The following is a 17,364-nucleotide window of genomic DNA, read 5'->3' as shown; positions in this document are numbered from 1 at the left end:
ACATGACTTCAGCCCTTGAACTCACTCCAAATGCTTCTTACAGCGCAACAGATTCGATCATTCGAGTGCATCAGTTGCATAAACATTACGGGCGGATTGCTGCGGTTCGTGGAATTGATTTTAGTGTAGCTCCCGGTGAGTTATTTGGCTTGATTGGCCCTGATGGAGCAGGCAAAACAACGACCTTTCACATCCTTAGTGGCATTATGGAAGCGACAGCCGGGGAAGTTCAAGTTCTGGGCTTGCCTGCACGGGATGCTCGATTGCAGATTGGTTATCTCACCCAGCAATTTTCGTTGTACTTAGATTTGAGCATCAATGAGAACTTACAGTATGTTGCAGGGTTGCGAGAAGTCCCGGAGCCATTATTTCAAGAGCGACGCGCTAAGTATCTCAAGTTGATGAGCTTGGATCAATTTGGCGATCGTCTGGCTGGACAGTTATCCGGTGGCATGAAACAAAAGCTTGCACTCTGTGGCGCACTGGTTTCACAGCCGAAAGTTTTATTGTTAGATGAACCGACAACCGGAGTTGATCCAGTCTCGCGGCGGGAGTTTTGGGATGTGTTAGCGGCATTAACCGCAGAAGGCGTGACGATTGTGGTTGCAACGCCCTATCTCGATGAAGCAGAACGCTGTAATCGGGTGGCATTGATGTATGACGGAATAATTCAACAAATTGGAACGCCGGCTCAACTGCGCCACGGTTTAGGCTTACATCGTATCGAAGTTCATACGCCCCAGCTTGAAATCGCTGAACAAGCCCTAAGCGAGAGTGCTGCCATTACAGATGTGCAGACATTTGGCGATCGTTTAGATGTGTTAGCGGCTGATCCGGATGCCGGAGAACGAGAAATTCGATCTAGGTTTCGCGATCAGCATCTCAGCTTAACTTCACTACGAGCCGCAGAGCCAACGTTAGAGAATGTCTTTGTGACTAGACTCAGACAGCAAGGATCAGCCCCACAGATTTTAGAGTTTCCGCGTGGGCGATCGAGCCGCAAGTCCTCGGAAGACGTTGCTATCTATGCTCGGAATCTAAATCGAGTGTTCGGAATATTCCAAGCGGTTAAAAATGTCGATGTGGAAGTTCGCTACGGTGAAATTTTCGGCTTGCTTGGAGCAAATGGAGCCGGAAAAACCACAACCATCAAAATGCTTTGTGGATTGTTACCCGCAAGTTCTGGAGAGATTGCATTGGGTGGAGAACGCGGCAATCTTCGCAGTAGCGATCTCAGAAAGCGAATTGGCTACATGAGTCAGAAATTCACGCTGTACGATGACTTATCGATCGTGCAGAACCTGCAATTTTATAGCGGTGTGTATGGCGTTCCACGCAAGCTGCGCCGCGAGAAGATTGATTGGGTGTTAGCGACTTGCGGACTTGAAGGACAGGAAAATATGCTTACGGGACAGCTACCTGGAGGCTGGAAACAGCGCGTTGCCTTCGGAGCTTCTGTGTTGCACGAACCCGATATCCTATTCCTGGATGAACCCACCTCCGGCGTTGATCCATTAGCACGGCGGCAATTCTGGCGATTGATCAATGACTTTGCTCGAAATGGAACTGCAATTCTAGTCACAACACACTATCTCGAAGAAGCAGAACAATGTAATCGCATGAGCTTTATGGTGGCAGGTGAAACTGTCTTAGAAGGTTCACCGAGTCAAATCAAAGCGGCACAGCCCGGACAGTTAATCGAAGTTGTGCTGAATCAAACTCAAGCCGCATCGAACTTGCTGAAACAACAGATGGAGAGTTGGCGCGTGTCTATTTTTGCCGATCGCTTGCACGTGGTCATTGATCATCCCGAAGAAATCGAACAGCTACGATCGCGCCTCATCGCCGCCAACCTATCCCCTATCTCGCTACTCCCCATCCCCTACTCACTCGAAGATGCCTTTATCGGAGTCGTTCAACGCGCCCAACTATGAAACGCATTCTTGCTCAATGTAAAAAAGAACTGGCTCAGTTTCGCCGCGATCGTCTCACTCTAGCGCTGGCGTTCATTTTGCCAACGATGACCCTGTTTATCTTTGGGTTTGCGATTCGACTTGAAGCCAAGAACATTGTGTTGATAGTACAAGACTTCGATCGCAGCAACTTAAGCCAAGCCTACACAGAGCGACTGTATGCGACCAATCAATTCGTTCCGGTGCAGTGGAGCGGGCTTGATCCGGTTCGAGATGGCATCGATCGAGGACTTGCTAAAGCTGCGGTGATTATTCCGTCAAAGTTTAGTAGTGATGTTCAAGCAGGGCGAACCAGTACCGTACAAGTGCTGATTGATGGAACCGATGTGAACAATGCGCGAGTGATTAAAAACAGTATTCAAGCCTTTACTAAGGTGTTTATTCAAGATCAGAACTTGGCGCAGTCACAGCCGAAGATTCTTCCTCGGATTCGACTGTGGTTTAATCCGGGTCGGCAAGAGTCGCTTTACATTGTTCCCGGTGTCTTTGGGGTGATTCTGGCAATCTATCCCAGTCTACTCGCTGCTCTGGCAATGTCCCGTGAGAAAGAACAAGGCACAATCTTGCAAACCTATGCTTCTAGCATCAGTGCGGCTGAATTATTGCTAGGAAAATGTCTAGCTTATTTTATCGTTGGCATCGGTCAGGCGTTGTTTGTAATTGGCTTGGGGTGCGCGGTTTGGCGACTTGGATTTGCGGGTGATCCGACCCCTTTGTTTGTTGGAGGTGCAATCTTTCTGATTGCTAGTGTGATGTTTGGATTGTTTATCGGAGTCAGAGCGAACAATCGATCGGTGGCAGTGCAAGGTGTAGCAACAGCAGGATTTTTACTCGCGTTATTGTTGTCAGGATTTATTTACCCACTGCATAACATTCCTTTTCCGCTATCGCTGGTGACCAACATTGTTCCGGCTCGGTACTTTATTGAAATTTCTCGTGATGCCTTTGTTCGAGGAACAGGTTGGTCTGGTGTTTGGCTCGCTCCCTTGCTGCTCGCAGTGCTTGCTTTTGTCTTGTTTAGTCTTTCCCGCCGCATTCTCGGCCGGATGCAACTTCCTGGGTAATTGATATGAATCTCTTTCGACGTTTCTTAGAAAGCCGTTTCTTTGTGCTTGCAGTCAAGGAAATTAGTCAGATTCTGCGGAATAAACAACTGATCTTCTTGCTGGTGTTCCCACCAACCATACAACTGCTAATTTTCGGATTTGCACTGAGTCCGAATGTGGAGCATATCAAACTCGGCGTGATGGATTACTCGAACACACCGATGAGCCGCGAACTTACCGCAGCAATGACGGCGAACGGGGTCTTTGATGTGAAGTCAAGGACGATCGACGAAACCGACCTAAGCAATCAAGTGAGACGCGGCGATGTCACGGCAGGGTTAGTGATTCCGACGGATTTTAATCGATCGCTGTGGAGCGATCGACCGGCTGAAGTTCAAGTCCTGATTGATGCGGTCGATGCCAACACTGCAGGAATCGCCAGTGGCTACGCTACTCAGATCATCAATCAGTTTGGGCGGCAATTTACGCCTGAAGCTGTGCCTCCGATTCAAACTGAAGCCACGATTCTCTACAATCCGGGTCTTGTTTCCAGTTGGTTTATCGTTCCGGGTGTGATTGGGTTAGTGTTGAATTTAGGCAGTTCGCTTGTGTCTACGTCTGCTGTAGTGCGCGAGAAAGATACGGGAACCTTGGAGCAGCTCCTGATGACCCCGGCGGCAGACTGGGAAATTATCTTAGCGAAAGTGGTTCCGTTGTTTGTTCTGCTGCTGGGTGAAGTGATGTTAGCGCTCTCGGTAGCGCACTTTATCTTTCAAGTGCCATTTCGAGGCAGTCTGCCGCTGTTCCTGTTTTTCTCTGGGCTGTATGCTTGTGTAGGAATTGGAGTTGGCTTTCTGCTAGCAACGATTTCACGTACGCAACAACAAGCCATTCTCACCTCGTTTTTTATCAATCTGCCTTTGATTCAGCTTTCAGGTGCGATCGCACCCGTTGAAAGTATGCCGAAGTTCTTCCAAATCCTGTCGCTTGCGAATCCGTTGCGGCACTATATCAAAATTGCGCGGGGGGTTTTGTTAAAGGGCAATGGGCTAGACGTGTTGTATCCAGAAGCGATCGCGCTATTTTGTTTCGCGATCGCGCTTTTGTATATCAGCACCAGTAAATTTCGTAGCCAGTTGAACTAGCTTGAAAAGCATTTTAGAAGCGCGATCGCGCTTTAGATTAAGGATTAAGCGATCGCTCAAACATTCAAGCTTGCGCTTTGCCCAAATACTTCTCTAAGTAGGGTGAAAACACCTCATAAATTAGCGTAAACGGCTTGCCATGATGCCAGAACAAATAATGTCGTCCCCACAACGGAGTCGAATAGCCAAATGCCGCTTCTAATGCAGGCGATCGACCGTAATGTAAGCCTTTAATTTCGCGATACAACTCCAGGCGCGATCGCGATAAATTCGCCCAAACGGGCTGCGACTTATTCTGCAAATACTCGTCAACATGGCTCAATTCCCACCAAGAAGCAGCATAGCCTAAACGCTGACCTGAAGCAGTTTTCAGCCAAATCTGCCGCCGCAAGCGTTCAGTCGGGATTTGCGCGATCGCAGGGGGCGCATTATCGGTAGAGAAACCGATCGGAGACATATCCAGCACATCGACTTCGGTTCGCTCTCCAGTGAGAAGCTGCAAATGCCGAGTCGGAGAACCATCGCCCAGCAGCATCATTTGCCAAGCGGGAGAGAGTTTGCTGTGCGGTAAACCCTGCTGAATTTCGAGTTCGCTGGCTTCCCAGATCGGATCGAGACAATGCCAGGTGGTCGGCAGAATCGCGCTGTCGGTGGGTCGAATGATCGCAGTCACGCTGTTTACATAAGTTAACTTTCTTTTATGATAACGCTGCCTGCACGTTCGCGCAGTACAAACATCGATTCAGGCGCTCGGATTATGGCGCAGGTGGATCAGCTGAGTTTTGGTATTACAACTTTCCAGCCTTGGCACGAAATATCGAGTTATCGCGATCGACATGATGGATTCGGGGAGTGGATTGATTTGCGTTATCCGATTTTTGCGCTACCGGGGCGCAAAGAGCCATTGATTCAGATGGCGCGGACAAATTTGAATTTACTAGGTGTGTGGGAATCGGTCTATCAGTCGCTTATGCAAAATCTTGCAAACATTACAGCACCCACATTAGTCATCTGGGGCAAGCAAGCTCGGATTATTCCGATCGCTCATGCTCACATTGCCGTGCAGAATTTGCTGAATGCAAAATTTCTCGTGGTGACCCGATTAATCGGGTCACCACGGTCACGGATGTAACGAATCAGGGATCTGCCTCATTAAACTGGGCTAATTCGACTTGTACCGTGTCATCTCAAAGCGTGTCATCTTGAGGGATGAGGGAACGTTGAGCAACACACATCATCACCAGTGCCCCTTCTGCCGAATTAGGATTAACCCCACTCAGCCACTGTGCCAAACGAATGTTCCAAGAAGAGCGTCCCCACCTACCTTGAAGTACATCCGCTCCAGCAGTACGGTTGTGTGGAAAGAGCTTGACACTAAATCCCATAGGCTCCAAGGTGCTGTAGAAAAACTCAGGTGTCACGCCATCACCTGGACTATGATGAACTTCGGTCGCCACCATCCACTTTTGTTCCTCGCTCGTGGCATGCCCACCGCGCTTTAGCAGGCGATACAATGGTAGGCGAACATTCCACAGCCAGTGCGCGATCCTATTGTTGCTCCACATCGTTTTTTGTAGATCGTGATCAGTGATTAACAATCCACCCGGACGCACGATTCGAGCAGCCTCACGTAACACTTGCCGCATATCATCACAGTGATGCAGCGTTCCATTAATTACAACAATATCGGCAAATTCGGAGATAAAGGGAAGGCGTTGAGCATCAGCAAGCACGGGTGTATATCCTAGCTCAGCGGCGATCTTAAGTCCCCCATGAGCAACATCGACCCCAATCAGATGATTTGGCACTCCACAATGATCGCGTAATGCAGCAAACACATTACCCGGACCGCATCCAATGTCTACGATAATCTTATCCTGCCAAGAACCCGTTATCGTAGACCAGCGTTCTTGAAACTCGCGATCGCGATGTACCGCGTCTAAATAGTTCTTTGCCCATTCAGGATGTCCAAAATAGTAAGCATTTGCTTCAATGCCAGGGGAAGGATGATCAATTGGGAATGATAAGACTTCATCTTTCCGAGTTGCAAGAGATTGTTGTTCAACCGAGATGAAGGGTTCGAGCGCTGTATGGTTCCGAGTCAACATATCTGAGTTTTCTTGTCAAAGATGGGACAGGAGATCGGCTGAAAGCAAGGTTCTTTCGGTAAAGGTTGCCTTGCTGCGATCGCGCGATAGGCAGGAATGAGCTGCTGCGCGATCGCTTGCCAAGAATAGCGGGATTGAGCAAGATGCTGTCCGTTTTTGCCAAGTTTTTCGCGCAGGTAAGGCTTCATTAATAGTTGTTCAATTGCCAAAGCTAAAGATTCAACGGTTTCTTCTACCACCAGCCCCGCATCGGCTGCTTCGATTTCTGGTGCAATTTGAATCCCGGGTGTGATCACCACTGGTAATCGAGCATTCAGAGCTTCTGCAACCGCAATTCCGAAGTTCTCAGAAAACGATGGCAACACAAACAAATCTGCACCCTGCAATAAACAGTCTTTTAGCTTCCCTAATACTAATCCTGGAAATGTGATTCGATCGCTTAAATTTAGCGATTGAGCGATCGTGTGGAGCTTCTTCACATAGGCTGGATCACCGTCACCTGCGAGAATGGCATGAAACGATAAGCCTTGACTTGCTAGATGATGTAACGATTGTAGGAGCAGTTCAGGACGCTTTTTCGGATGTAGACGCGACAAGAATAGAACGATCGGCGTTGCATCGGAAATTTGGTACTTTTCGTGAATCAGCGATCGAGCATCTTCAATTTCAATCAGTGGGCTAACGCCAAGCGGTAAGGTAAGCGTTGGCGTGTCTACACCAAAGTTGCGGACATCTTCGACTTCAGATGGCGCAGTGCAGTGAATTGCGGCGGCTCGATCGAGATTGCGACGTTCGATAAGGGCGGCGTAAACTTGCTTTTTCACTAGGCGTTGTGAGAGTGCCCAAGGAGTAAGCTGTCCCATCGTGCGAACGGTATAGGGAACGCGATGCCAACGCGCGATCGCCGCCGCACAGGTTGGAGCATAGCAAAATAAGTAGTGATTATCTAAAACATCATAGTTCTGGGCATTCTGCCATAACCATCGCGTTGCAGCCGGAGAAAAGAGAAACTCTTTGAGTGCTGGACGTTTGAAGGGCATAAACCAAACTGGAACAGTCGCACCATCTTCTCGAAATTGATAGTTCACTCGCTGGGTGAGTGGAACATCTAGCTCAGTTGCGCCATCGTGATTGGTAGTCAGAATCTCAGCGTCCACCCCCAATTGCTGCAATGCCCACACCAAATTCATTGCAACCTGTGGTGGCCCTCCCATGCTAGGACTTAGCGAGGGAATCACGTGCAGAATTTTCATTTCGTTTAACCGGGTTTAGAATTTATTTACAAGCAAGCATCGTCAATCTGATTACCGAATTAGTCCGCTTTTGCGGGCGACAATTAGCCCAATCACAGGTAGTATGGCAGTTGTGAGCCAAAGCATACTTCGCATTGTAATTGAGCCAGCAAAAAAACCAAGAGCGTAAACGACCATTGCATAGTCAGACTGTCGCTGCAATACCAGTCGATTCCACCAGTTTGCCAGCGCTCCCAAGAACAGAGAAGTTGCGATCACTCCCCAGTAGCCCGCCATCATGTAAGCTTCGCCAATGTATGTAGTCGCAAGCGTATAGCCTTCTACACCCGCAATTTCTTCGATGCTTACACTCAATCCTTCGGGTTTACTTGGCAGGAATACTCTGGGAATCGGTTTGATGATTGACCAAACTAGGATCTCACTACCAAGATAGTTGTGTGCTGAAGGAATTGCATCCGCAACAATACCGAGAGAAGCTAAATTGTAGTCAACTGAGAGCGTTTGTCGAACCGTATCACTGGCGTAAACTCGATTTTCAAGATAGTTCCGCAATCCAATGGTTCTAAATTCCAGCATATGGTACGAGCCATAGGCCGCAACCCAGAATGTCAACGCCACTGGAACAATCGTGTTGATAAAGGTATAGCGAGGCAAGGTTAGCAAGTAGCCCACAATGAAGGTGGCAAGATACGCTACAAAGACATTGCGAGTTCCCCCTGCAAAACCTTGAAACATCGTTAATGCAAACACTGCCACCAATAGGCTCTGTTGGTACAGAGGGATCAGATGACGACGATTGCACAATACGCCAAATAGGGGTGGAATCGCATAGCGCAGCAAGCCTAGCTCGCTGATCAAGCTACTTGCGCCTCCTAGGCTAGATCGCGTCCAAGGCTCGCTAAATCGCGCCCCCATCATCGCATTGATCATTTTAATGATGTCGAAATGGACGGACTGAAGCATATAAAGATAGCCCAGTCCCGTTGATATCATGACGACTCGAAAGAGCGTATTGGTCGAGACATCTTCAAAGTTAAGCCAGGGAGACTGCATGGCTTGCGGTTTGATCAGATGACGACCTATTGCAAAAGCGGCAAAGGCAACGAGAACGATCGCGATCGCATTGCGAGTTTGAGCAACGTCTAACAGCGTATTGAACTCTTCTTGGGGAAAGAGGAATTCAGCCAGAATCAGATAGTAGAGCGAAATTAAGCAAAGCAAATCGGTGCGAAAGAGATTTCGTAGTCCTCTTCTGCTGTCGAGATAGATGCTGGTCGTCAGTCCGATCGCAACTGGAATTGCAGCAGCTCTCGCAATTAATGCAGGCTGATCCGATGGGGACTGCATTTCTATGAATCCAAGCGCCACCCCACTGAGAATTGCTAAGGTTGCTGCACCAGAAGCAGAGGGAGGAAAATGCTCGACCTCGGAGTAGATGTCTTCTGAAAAATCGTGGGAGAGTGACATAGAACTCAAGCAGGAATTTGAGCAAGGGTGGGTTGCGGACGTTGGGGAATGACCTGCTCTAAGATCTGAACCAGTTCTGCGGCTTTGACATTCCAAGTGAGGTGATGCTGAATCAGATGTTGGGCTTGCTGTCCCATTTTGAGTCGTTTGTCATCCTCGCTGAGCATTCGATCGAGCGCGATCACAGTTTCGTCAATGTTCTTCGGAGGGACGGAATAGCCGTGAACTTCCTGAGTGATGACATCATTAATGCCACCATCGTTGCAGCAAATGATTGGCTTTCCGACTGCCATCGCTTCAAGGTAGACCGTAGCGAAGGGTTCATCCCATCCCACTAAGGCAAAACAATCTGCCCAAACCATTTCTTGCAGCACTTCGACATGGGGCTTTCTCCCGACCAGTTGGACTTGAGCGGTGACATCATAGCGATCTGCGGCTTGTTGCACTTTCTCTGCATCCGGGCCGCTTCCAATAATTCGCAGTACCGCATCTGGATGTTTACCAGCGATGCGACAGAACGCTTCGATTAACAATGGCACGCCTTTTCGTTCGGCAAACAGTGCACAAGCGAGAATTACTTTTTTGCCTTGAAGTGAGATCGGGCGGGGTGTGTTTAAGGCTTGCTCACTCGGTAGATTGACGCCGTTGTAATTGATGCAAACTCGGCTCTTAGGAAATAATCTACGTAAGTCTTGCTGCATCGGTTTAGAAGCGGCAAGAAGAAGTGAAGCGCAATTGACAACCGTTTGCATTGCAGCTTTGCGGTGCGGATGGAGGCCTGCGTCTCGAACTTCGTCGAAGTCTTGATCAAAGGTCACGATCGGCGGACGAATGGCTTCGGGAAGTTGAGCCGCAATCCAACCGTTCGGTAGCGTTTGGTGGCACAGCATCACATCGGGCTGAAAGTCTTGCACTAAACGGCAAAGATTCTGCTGAATCGACTTCCAGGCAAGTTGCAGATAAGGTTCGGGATTACGATGTGCCCAGGCTTTGAATGGAGGCACTGGATAGTAGAGCCACCGGGGATAGCTGACACGAACTGAATTTGACCAAGTGAATGTGTCGGGACAGTTGGCATAGGCTTTTGCTCCGGGGGTGAGCGCGATCGCGCTTGGGAGCCAGGAGGTTGGGGAAACAACGAACAGTTCGATGTTCTGCCGTGCGAGGGCTTCGGCCTGAGAAAGCGCCCAGGTTCCCATCAAGGGATTATCTGGTCTGGGGAAGTAGGAGGCAAGTAGGAGAACACGCAGACGGGGAATGGTCATGCTGAGGCGGCGGTAGTTGGGAGACGGTAGAAACGGTGGTGCTAAATAAGATGTACATCGCTTCGTCCTGAGAAGAGCGATAGGTTCTATGTATATTTAGCAACACCGAAATTAGAAATCAGGACAAATTAGTCGATCGCGTTCTCTTTTTTGCGCTTGCGGCAGGCAACGTCGCTTAACAGACGAAACAAATTTCATAAAAGTTGTGACTCCGCAATATCATTGAGTTTGATTGGTAGGAGTCCCCTGAAGATTGACGAAGTTCCTACACTTCTCAGGCTTAATTTGCAACCTGAGAAACTGTAGTGTGGAATGAAGGAGAGTTTCGGCAGGTCAATCGCGAAAAAGATTCTTGCTTGAATTCTAGGCTGAACTGCTGCGTGCGTTGTTTAACCTTGAACTCCCTGAGTTGTCTAAATACTACCGCAGCTAGGAAAGTGTAGCACCAGCCTTTAAGCAATCTTCATAGATTTACTTTGTGTAACAAATTTTATGCTGCTTGGATACCTGCACACTTAGAAGCACCTCACACCAACATTTCGCGCCTGCTTCTGGGGTCAGTGTTGTCGCCTTGATCTGGGAAGCTTGACTCGCTTGCTGTATCGCTTTGGAATCCTGAGTATAAAAAGACAAGGCCTGATAAAGCGCGATCGCGTCACCCGCAGGCACGATCGCACCATTGACCCCAGGCTCGACTAAATCAACTGCCGCCCCAACCGCATCGGAACAAATAATTGGCAATCCCGCCCCTACTGCTTGATTCACCACCACGCCCCAACCGTCATAGCGACTCGGCAACACAAACAAATCTGCTCGCTTAAAAAACTGCGGTAAATATTCGGGATCGTGAAAGCCCGCATAGTTTATTTGTTGTTGAGTTTCGGGCGAGAGTGATCGCATCATCTCAGGCAGCTCCGCTTCGCGCCCAACGAGCAACAATCGCGCTTGAGTGCCCGATTGAATTAATTGATCGAAAGCTTGCAGCAACAGATCAACTCCTTTGCGCTCGATCATTTGACCACAAAATAGAATCGTGATCGGATTGCGGGGACGCTCGATCGAGCTTTGGAACTCGGATAGATTGCAGTAGTAAGGAATGTTAAAAATGGGATGCTTGGGAAAGCGCTGTTGATAGTCTTCTTGAGCGCGAGAACCAATTGCCGCGATCGCAGCACATCGATTCAATGCGGCTGAAAAGACTTTCTGTAATTGCCCTTTGATGCCGCTAGACTCTCCGACCATCTTTTCACCCCAGAAAATACAGGGAACTCGATCGGCATAAAACCGGAGTATCAGTTGCGACATCAGATTTTGATAGCCATTGAGCACAACAACATCCACATGCTTCAAAGCGGGAAGATGCCAATTGAGATGGAATCGCGACAATCCCCAAGTTAAATGGAATCCTGGAAGCACAGTTTCGTAAGCTTGAATTGGCTTCTCAGTCCAGGGAGAATCTGCACAACCGGATTCAAGATAGTACACCTGTAAATCAATTTCTGGACAGCGAGACAAAGCGTAAAACAGATCTCGCTGATAGGGAGAAGGCACGATCGAATAAATGACAACTTTAAGCGGGCGCATACGTCAAGAAACAGCCAGAGACACTAAAGATTGCAGCCGATCGCTCAGTTGCTCTAAATCGAGAGCAGAGCGCGATCGACTTCCTTGGGAAAGTTCGATTAGCTGCTGCGGCTGATCGAGGAAGGATTGAAGGACTTGGGCGATCGCAGATCCTGAAACTTCAGGCAACACCTTGCCATTGATGCCATCGCTCACCACTTCTCCGCAGAACTTTGACACAATCAACGGGAGCCTCCAGGCTTGGGCTTCGAGTTGTGTCAGTCCAAATCCGTCTGACAGGGTGGGAAACAGAAACACATCCGCCTGCTGATAATATTGAGCAGTCATACTTCGAGGAACGCCATTGAGCCAGCGAATCTTCAGATGCTCGGTTGAGGGCGGCTCGATTTCGGAGGATCCTACAATCCAAAATTCGATCGGTCGATCGCGCAATTGTGCCGCTGCTTCTAAGACGGCTGCAATCCCTTTGCGTAAGATCACTCTTCCAAGAAACAACACTCGCAAGGGACGCTCTGAAGAAAACTGCGCTGGATAAGTCCGCTGAAAGGTTTGAGCCTCAATCGGAGGACGATACACCAATGGAACGACTCTTAATTTATCTGCCTGGATGCCTGCTTGAATTAGAGCTTGCCGCGACCATTCTGAATTCACAAGAATACAATCTGCGATCGCACATTCTTCTCGCCAACTCTCCCAATATGAAGGCGGTACCGGACTCCAACTCGGAGAGAGTGTTGGATATCGCTGCTGTTCCGCTTTCACGATTTGTTCTTCAACAATTCCGGGATCAATCTGCCCTAAAACTGTGTACCAACCCTGTGATCTCGCATATTTCAGCAAGTCTAAAGCGGCATAGCTATAAGTGAAAAAGATCGGACATCCTTGAGGTGGATGATTGCGAAGCTGTTGTAAAACTTGATGCTGAAACCAATGATTTCGAGCAATCATGTCATTCCAAAGCGTTGTTTTCTTCAGCTTTTGCCTCAATTCAAACTGAATCAGCGAAGCCGTCATCGCCTCAACCGTTGCATCGGCTAAATCGGGATGAAAGCGATCTCGCAAACTTCGCAGTTGTGGAATTGGAATAGATTGAATCATTGATCGTGGAGTCACCCAAGCATCAGTAATCAATCCCGCTAACTGCCCGGATTGATGTAGGGCACGAGGAATGGCGTAGTGCTCACGCGCACCTAGTTGGCAACACATCCAAGAACTCATGTCGCTTCAAAAGTTTCCTTGCGAATAAAAATGCAGTCATACTGCAGGACATGCCCTTTCTGAGAGTCTACATGGACAGGCGACATCGAAATCAACTCAAACCCCAAACCACGAATGTAATCAAGCATTTCTGGAAAGAGCTTTTCCCCGCTGTAGAACGATCGCATCGAGAGTTCGACTTCTAGCATCTGAATGTTTTGGCCCTGAAGCATCCCTTTGCCTCCCCGCAAAACATTCTCCTCAAAGCCCTGTGTGTCTACCTTCAGAAATATTTGGTGCTGATTTAGCTCCAACTCATCGCTCAGAGAATCTAATCGACGAACCTGGATTTTCGCCTGAGTGTTGCCCTTCCAGTAATTGGTATCCGCGATTCCAGTTGCCGTTAGGATCGAACTGACCTGCGAAAAGGCAGAGACATTAATCTTTGTATATCCGTCAAAGTCTCCCAGCGCCTCATTTCTAGCAGTCCAACTTGAATGGGATTGGCACTGCTTTGTCAAGGTTTGAAACACCTGCTGCACAGGCTCAAAGGAGATGATTTTGCCCTGATAGCCCAATCGCCTAAGCAAAGCGCCAAATTGCCCTTCATTTGCCCCAACATCCAGCACCAAAGAGATATTCTGTTCTTTCAAGAACTTCACCCGTCGGACTTCATGCGATCGCAAAAAGTTGTAAGCATTCACCTCATAACCAAAACTACAGAGTAGATTTCTCGCAAGTTCTTTCATCTCTAATGCCCTTTGGTAGAATTTAAGCAAGACTGAGGTCCTTTTTTCAACAACATCCAAGCCTGAATTAGACCTGCAATCACACCCGGAATCACCGTTACTTGCCGCCAAGGACGCTGTAAATTCGACTTCATCAAGATTGTTTTTCTCAAAACATGGTTGTAGAGCAAGTGCCCAAACATATCAGGTGTGCTGTGCCGCAGCAGAAATAACCAAAATCCAGTTGAAGTTCGGCTGTAGCTAACCTGATTTTTCGGATCGCTCATTCTCAATCCGCCCATTGGCACTTTCAGATGAATTAACCAAGTATTGGGATCATAAACACTGTGATACCCCTGCTGATGTAAGCGTAAAATCAGATCATAATCATCGCCGTAAGAGTTACCGCGAAAGTTCTCATCAAAGCCGTTGACTGCGAGAAAAGTTTCTTTGCGAATCGAGCCGTTGCAGGTCGAGAATGTACAAATAGAGGTACGAATCTCGCTATTGCGATCAAACCAAAGTGCTTGTCGAAGTGGAGAAAGCTGTTTGAGGGACTCTAGTTTCTCAGAATCAGCCTGTGTGTTGGCGGTTGGGTCGGGTAACGCTTCTAATCTGCACTCGCGACCAATCACGACATGAATTGATGGATCAGAAAAGTTCGCAATGTGTCGTGCAATAAAGTCTCGCTCTGGTATCTCGACATCATCATCGATAAAAATTAAGATATCGCCAGTGGTATATTTCACGGCTGTATTTCTAGCAGTGACGACTTCAGGCTTCTCCTGTGTTAGCCAGAGCACTCTCGGATCTTTGCGAATCTCTGCTAAGTCAGTCTGATACGATTCTGCCCAAACTGGATTCTGATCAACAACGATAATTTCAAACTCTGGATACTCCTGCTTCTGCACTGCTCGAACTGTATTAATCAGCGGTTGGAAACGTCGATACGAAGGGATGATAACGGAAGCTTTCATGAGTTTAATAGATGACTTGTGTGAGACAGCAGATCTAAGGCGAACCACTCATCAACCGGAGCCTGACGAAGCTGGAGGTAGGATCTGAGCGTTTGTGAAGAGACGGGATGACGATCCTGTTGATACTGTTGTAGCAGTCGAGGAATTGCGAAAATTCCTTGAACAATTCCAGCCCAGCGCCCATGGCGAACGAGCCAAATAATTCGATTGAGACATTGTGCTAATGCAAATCCCCAATACTTTGAGGGATATCGCAAGTAAGCGAGTAATGCTCGATTGCTAATGCTAGCAGCGGTAATTTTAGGATGGAGATGATGATCTAGAATCGTGTCATGAAACACTCTCAGCCACGAGCTTCGGAGAATCCGCCATCTTAAATCATGCAATCGTAGCGACAGATCGACTTCTTCCATGTCATAAGCTACTGGAAGCTGTACATATCCAGTGGTTTGGAGGAACACAGATTTACGGTAGGCACATCCACAACCCACAAAATCCGCCGTCCACTGGGCAACAGGTTCATCTGCTGCAATCGCTTCGTTGCGATGATAAATTGCTGCTCCAATCACCGCAGCATCAGGAAAGCGATCGAACAATTGCAGCAAGCGACCGAAGTAATCCGCATCGATCGGATAAGAATCATCATCGAAGCTGGCAACAATTTCATGTTTTGCTTCGGCGATCGCGCGATTGCGTCCGCCACCCGGACCCACTTGGCTTGGACTACGAATGATTTTAATGTTAGGGAGATGTGCGATCGCAGGTTCCGTAACCGCATCATCTCCATCAATGTGAACAATGATTTCACTTGGTCGAGGCTGACACGCTGAAATTTTTTCCAGTGCCTCGATTAGCTGATCCACGCGATTGTAGGTTGGGATCACCACAGTGACCGAACAAGACTCTAGGTTTAGCACTGTTCTATTAAGGTTGAGGGTTGCCGATGTCGAATCACTTTAGCTGGAACACCAACCGCGATCGCATTGGCTGGAATATCTTTGGTCACGACGCTTCCCGCACCGATTACGGCTCCATTCCCGATCATGACTCCTTTGAGAATGGTGGCATTTGCGCCGATCCAAACGCGATCGCCAATATAAGTCGGTTGAGAGATTAGAGGTTGTGCCAGTGGTGGCAGAGCCGTCTCAATGCCGTGATCATGATCAGTGATGTAGCAACCGGGGCCGATCGCGCAATCTTGACCGATCACGATCGACAATGACGCATCCAACATCGTATTGCGATTGATGTAAGTTCTTGCGCCGATCAAAATTTTGCAATGATCTACAGAATCCCCGCTACACAGGAGCGTAACACCCCGATCAATCGAGCAGCCTGCCGCGAGTTGAATCTCTCGAAAATTGCGAGGAATATCAACTTCGCGCATCCAAACATAGCCGTGAAATTTAACTCCCAACAACTGATAGTAAGCGTTGAGCCAGCGACTATGTAGCCCCATTAATATCCGTAGTATCATGACAGATTCACCTGATAAATATAATCATAAGATCGTGTTGCTCGTGATGTAAGAATCCGCCTGATCGCGCTCAGTTAAAGCAGCGAAAGGTATAAAGTTTCGACCTGTTTTGCAACATTTGACCACTCCAGTTCTAAAGCGCGTTGACGAGCAGATTTAGCCATTTCAGCCCACTTGGCGGGGCGATTCGCTAGCATTGAGATGGCTTCAGCAAATGCTTCAGGCTGGTTCTCAACAAATATCGCACAAGCCTCACTTGCATATTCCTCAATTCCACCAATTTTTGCTGTGATCGTTGGCAATCCACAAGCCAATCCTTCCAGCAAGGCATTGTTGGCAGTTGCGTTTTCAACTGCGACAATCTGACAAGAAGCAGATTGATAAACCTCAAGCAATTGACCATCACTGAGATTGCTCATGAATTGAACGTTCTTCAGATCTGCAAAATAATGGCTGTTTGCTCTGGAGCTGACAACTTTAATGCAAATCTCCGAGTTCTTCTCTAAACGTTGAAATACTTCTCTTAGAAGCGGAAAATTGCGGCGGTAGTTACCAACAGATAGCACGGTAAACGGTTGCTGAGACTGCTCAGACTGCTTCGGCGTAAAAAAGTTAGTGTTAACTCCAAGCGGGATACAGTGGATTCGCTCAGGCTTGACTCCGCAGGTTTCAAAAAATTGTCGCTGTGTTTCGCTTACGATTACGATCGCTGAAAGATTTTTCAATCGTTCTGGACTATAAAAAATATTTGGTAAATCATCAGAGCAAGCATGAAATGTACAACATAGCGGATTGAGAGCGGCATTATTCAAGTGGTCTAAATAGCCTAAATCGCGTTCTCCCCATAAGATGTGAATGGGTGAGTATTTTCGGCTTCGGCTCCTCCGCCAAGCTAAAAACTCAAGTCGAGCAGAACTCAGTTGATACCAGCTAGAGACCGCGAAGGTTCTGAGCAGTCGGCTCAAAATTCGGGTGTGAATCTGGGTGGTTGAGCGATGGGATGTAAAGAGCTTCTCGCAGGTGGGCAGATAGTTTGCGAGCATTTCATAGCTGGAAATAGAGCCATGAATGCTAGCATTCGATGACAAGAGCAATGGTTTAACTTGAGATGACAGGGTTTGCATATTTACACTTCTTTCTATGG

Annotated in this window: 16 protein-coding genes; 4 read left to right on the top strand and 12 right to left on the bottom strand. The window is 48.0% G+C overall.

Features of this window, described 5'->3' with window-relative positions; all coding sequences use genetic code 11:
* The first annotated feature begins 2 nt into the window (after positions 1–2).
* Genes NC980_RS06500 through NC980_RS06490 form a run of 3 tightly spaced genes read left to right on the top strand, consistent with a single transcriptional unit; the run spans position 3 to position 4,164 of the window.
* Complete coding sequence (locus tag NC980_RS06500; RefSeq protein WP_190377957.1) at positions 3–1,934, top strand: ATP-binding cassette domain-containing protein; 1,932 nt, start codon at positions 3–5, stop codon at positions 1,932–1,934.
* Positions 1,931–3,037: an ABC transporter permease gene (locus NC980_RS06495; RefSeq protein ID WP_190377956.1), complete on the top strand. Its 1,107-nt coding sequence runs from the start codon at positions 1,931–1,933 to the stop codon at positions 3,035–3,037. The genes NC980_RS06500 and NC980_RS06495 overlap by 4 nt, the downstream gene beginning before the upstream one ends.
* Before the next feature lie 5 nt (positions 3,038–3,042).
* Complete coding sequence (locus NC980_RS06490) at positions 3,043–4,164, top strand: ABC transporter permease (protein WP_190377955.1); 1,122 nt, start codon at positions 3,043–3,045, stop codon at positions 4,162–4,164.
* A 64-nt stretch (positions 4,165–4,228) separates the two neighbouring features.
* On the opposite strand, the gene NC980_RS06485 is transcribed toward NC980_RS06490, so the two are convergent.
* On the bottom strand, positions 4,229–4,837 hold the full coding sequence (locus NC980_RS06485) for a chorismate lyase (RefSeq protein WP_190377954.1): 609 nt from the start codon (positions 4,835–4,837) through the stop codon (positions 4,229–4,231).
* 27 nt (positions 4,838–4,864) lie between these two features.
* Between NC980_RS06485 and NC980_RS06480 the strand changes: the two genes are divergently transcribed.
* The gene (locus NC980_RS06480; protein ID WP_190377953.1) at positions 4,865–5,296 is read left to right on the top strand and encodes a hypothetical protein; all 432 of its coding nucleotides are present in this window, start codon (positions 4,865–4,867) and stop codon (positions 5,294–5,296) included.
* A 55-nt stretch (positions 5,297–5,351) separates the two neighbouring features.
* Here the strand turns inward: NC980_RS06480 and NC980_RS06475 are convergent, their stop codons facing one another.
* From NC980_RS06475 to NC980_RS06425, 11 genes are all read right to left on the bottom strand, one after another.
* Positions 5,352–6,272: a class I SAM-dependent methyltransferase gene (locus NC980_RS06475; RefSeq protein ID WP_190377952.1), complete on the bottom strand. Its 921-nt coding sequence runs from the start codon at positions 6,270–6,272 to the stop codon at positions 5,352–5,354.
* Entirely contained in the window at positions 6,266–7,525 is a 1,260-nt protein-coding gene (locus tag NC980_RS06470) for a glycosyltransferase (RefSeq protein WP_190377951.1), read from the bottom strand. Before NC980_RS06470 ends, NC980_RS06475 begins: the two co-directional genes overlap by 7 nt.
* 51 nt (positions 7,526–7,576) lie before the next feature.
* Positions 7,577–8,992 carry an oligosaccharide repeat unit polymerase gene (locus NC980_RS06465; RefSeq protein WP_190377950.1) on the bottom strand — a complete coding sequence of 472 codons (1,416 nt, stop codon included), beginning with the start codon at positions 8,990–8,992 and terminating at the stop codon, positions 7,577–7,579.
* 5 nt (positions 8,993–8,997) lie between these two features.
* Positions 8,998–10,257, bottom strand: a complete 1,260-nt coding sequence (locus NC980_RS06460) for a glycosyltransferase (RefSeq protein ID WP_190377949.1) — start codon at positions 10,255–10,257, stop codon at positions 8,998–9,000.
* 471 nt (positions 10,258–10,728) lie between these two features.
* Positions 10,729–11,841, bottom strand: coding sequence for a glycosyltransferase family 4 protein (locus tag NC980_RS06455; RefSeq protein WP_190377948.1), 1,113 nt, complete (start codon positions 11,839–11,841; stop codon positions 10,729–10,731).
* A 3-nt stretch (positions 11,842–11,844) separates the two neighbouring features.
* Positions 11,845–13,047, bottom strand: coding sequence for a glycosyltransferase family 4 protein (locus tag NC980_RS06450; protein WP_348253911.1), 1,203 nt, complete (start codon positions 13,045–13,047; stop codon positions 11,845–11,847).
* Positions 13,048–13,055: 8 nt separating this feature from the next.
* The gene (locus NC980_RS06445) at positions 13,056–13,787 is read right to left on the bottom strand and encodes an FkbM family methyltransferase (protein WP_190377946.1); all 732 of its coding nucleotides are present in this window, start codon (positions 13,785–13,787) and stop codon (positions 13,056–13,058) included.
* Between the two features lie 2 nt (positions 13,788–13,789).
* Positions 13,790–14,743 carry a glycosyltransferase gene (locus NC980_RS06440; RefSeq protein WP_190377945.1) on the bottom strand — a complete coding sequence of 318 codons (954 nt, stop codon included), beginning with the start codon at positions 14,741–14,743 and terminating at the stop codon, positions 13,790–13,792.
* Positions 14,740–15,660, bottom strand: a complete 921-nt coding sequence (locus NC980_RS06435; protein WP_190377944.1) for a glycosyltransferase — start codon at positions 15,658–15,660, stop codon at positions 14,740–14,742. Before NC980_RS06435 ends, NC980_RS06440 begins: the two co-directional genes overlap by 4 nt.
* On the bottom strand, positions 15,654–16,220 hold the full coding sequence (locus tag NC980_RS06430; RefSeq protein WP_190377943.1) for an acyltransferase: 567 nt from the start codon (positions 16,218–16,220) through the stop codon (positions 15,654–15,656). The genes NC980_RS06435 and NC980_RS06430 overlap by 7 nt, the downstream gene beginning before the upstream one ends.
* 74 nt (positions 16,221–16,294) lie before the next feature.
* Positions 16,295–17,344 (bottom strand): glycosyltransferase family 4 protein, encoded by a 1,050-nt coding sequence (locus tag NC980_RS06425; protein ID WP_190377942.1) that lies wholly within the window; start codon positions 17,342–17,344, stop codon positions 16,295–16,297.
* Positions 17,345–17,364: the final 20 nt, after the last annotated feature.

The sequence above is a fragment of the Leptolyngbya sp. AS-A5 genome, from assembly GCF_039962495.1.
GTDB lineage: Bacteria > Cyanobacteriota > Cyanobacteriia > Leptolyngbyales > Leptolyngbyaceae > Leptolyngbya.
The sequence above is the reverse complement of the archived record's forward strand: the minus strand, read 5'-3'. Positions and strand labels throughout refer to the sequence as shown.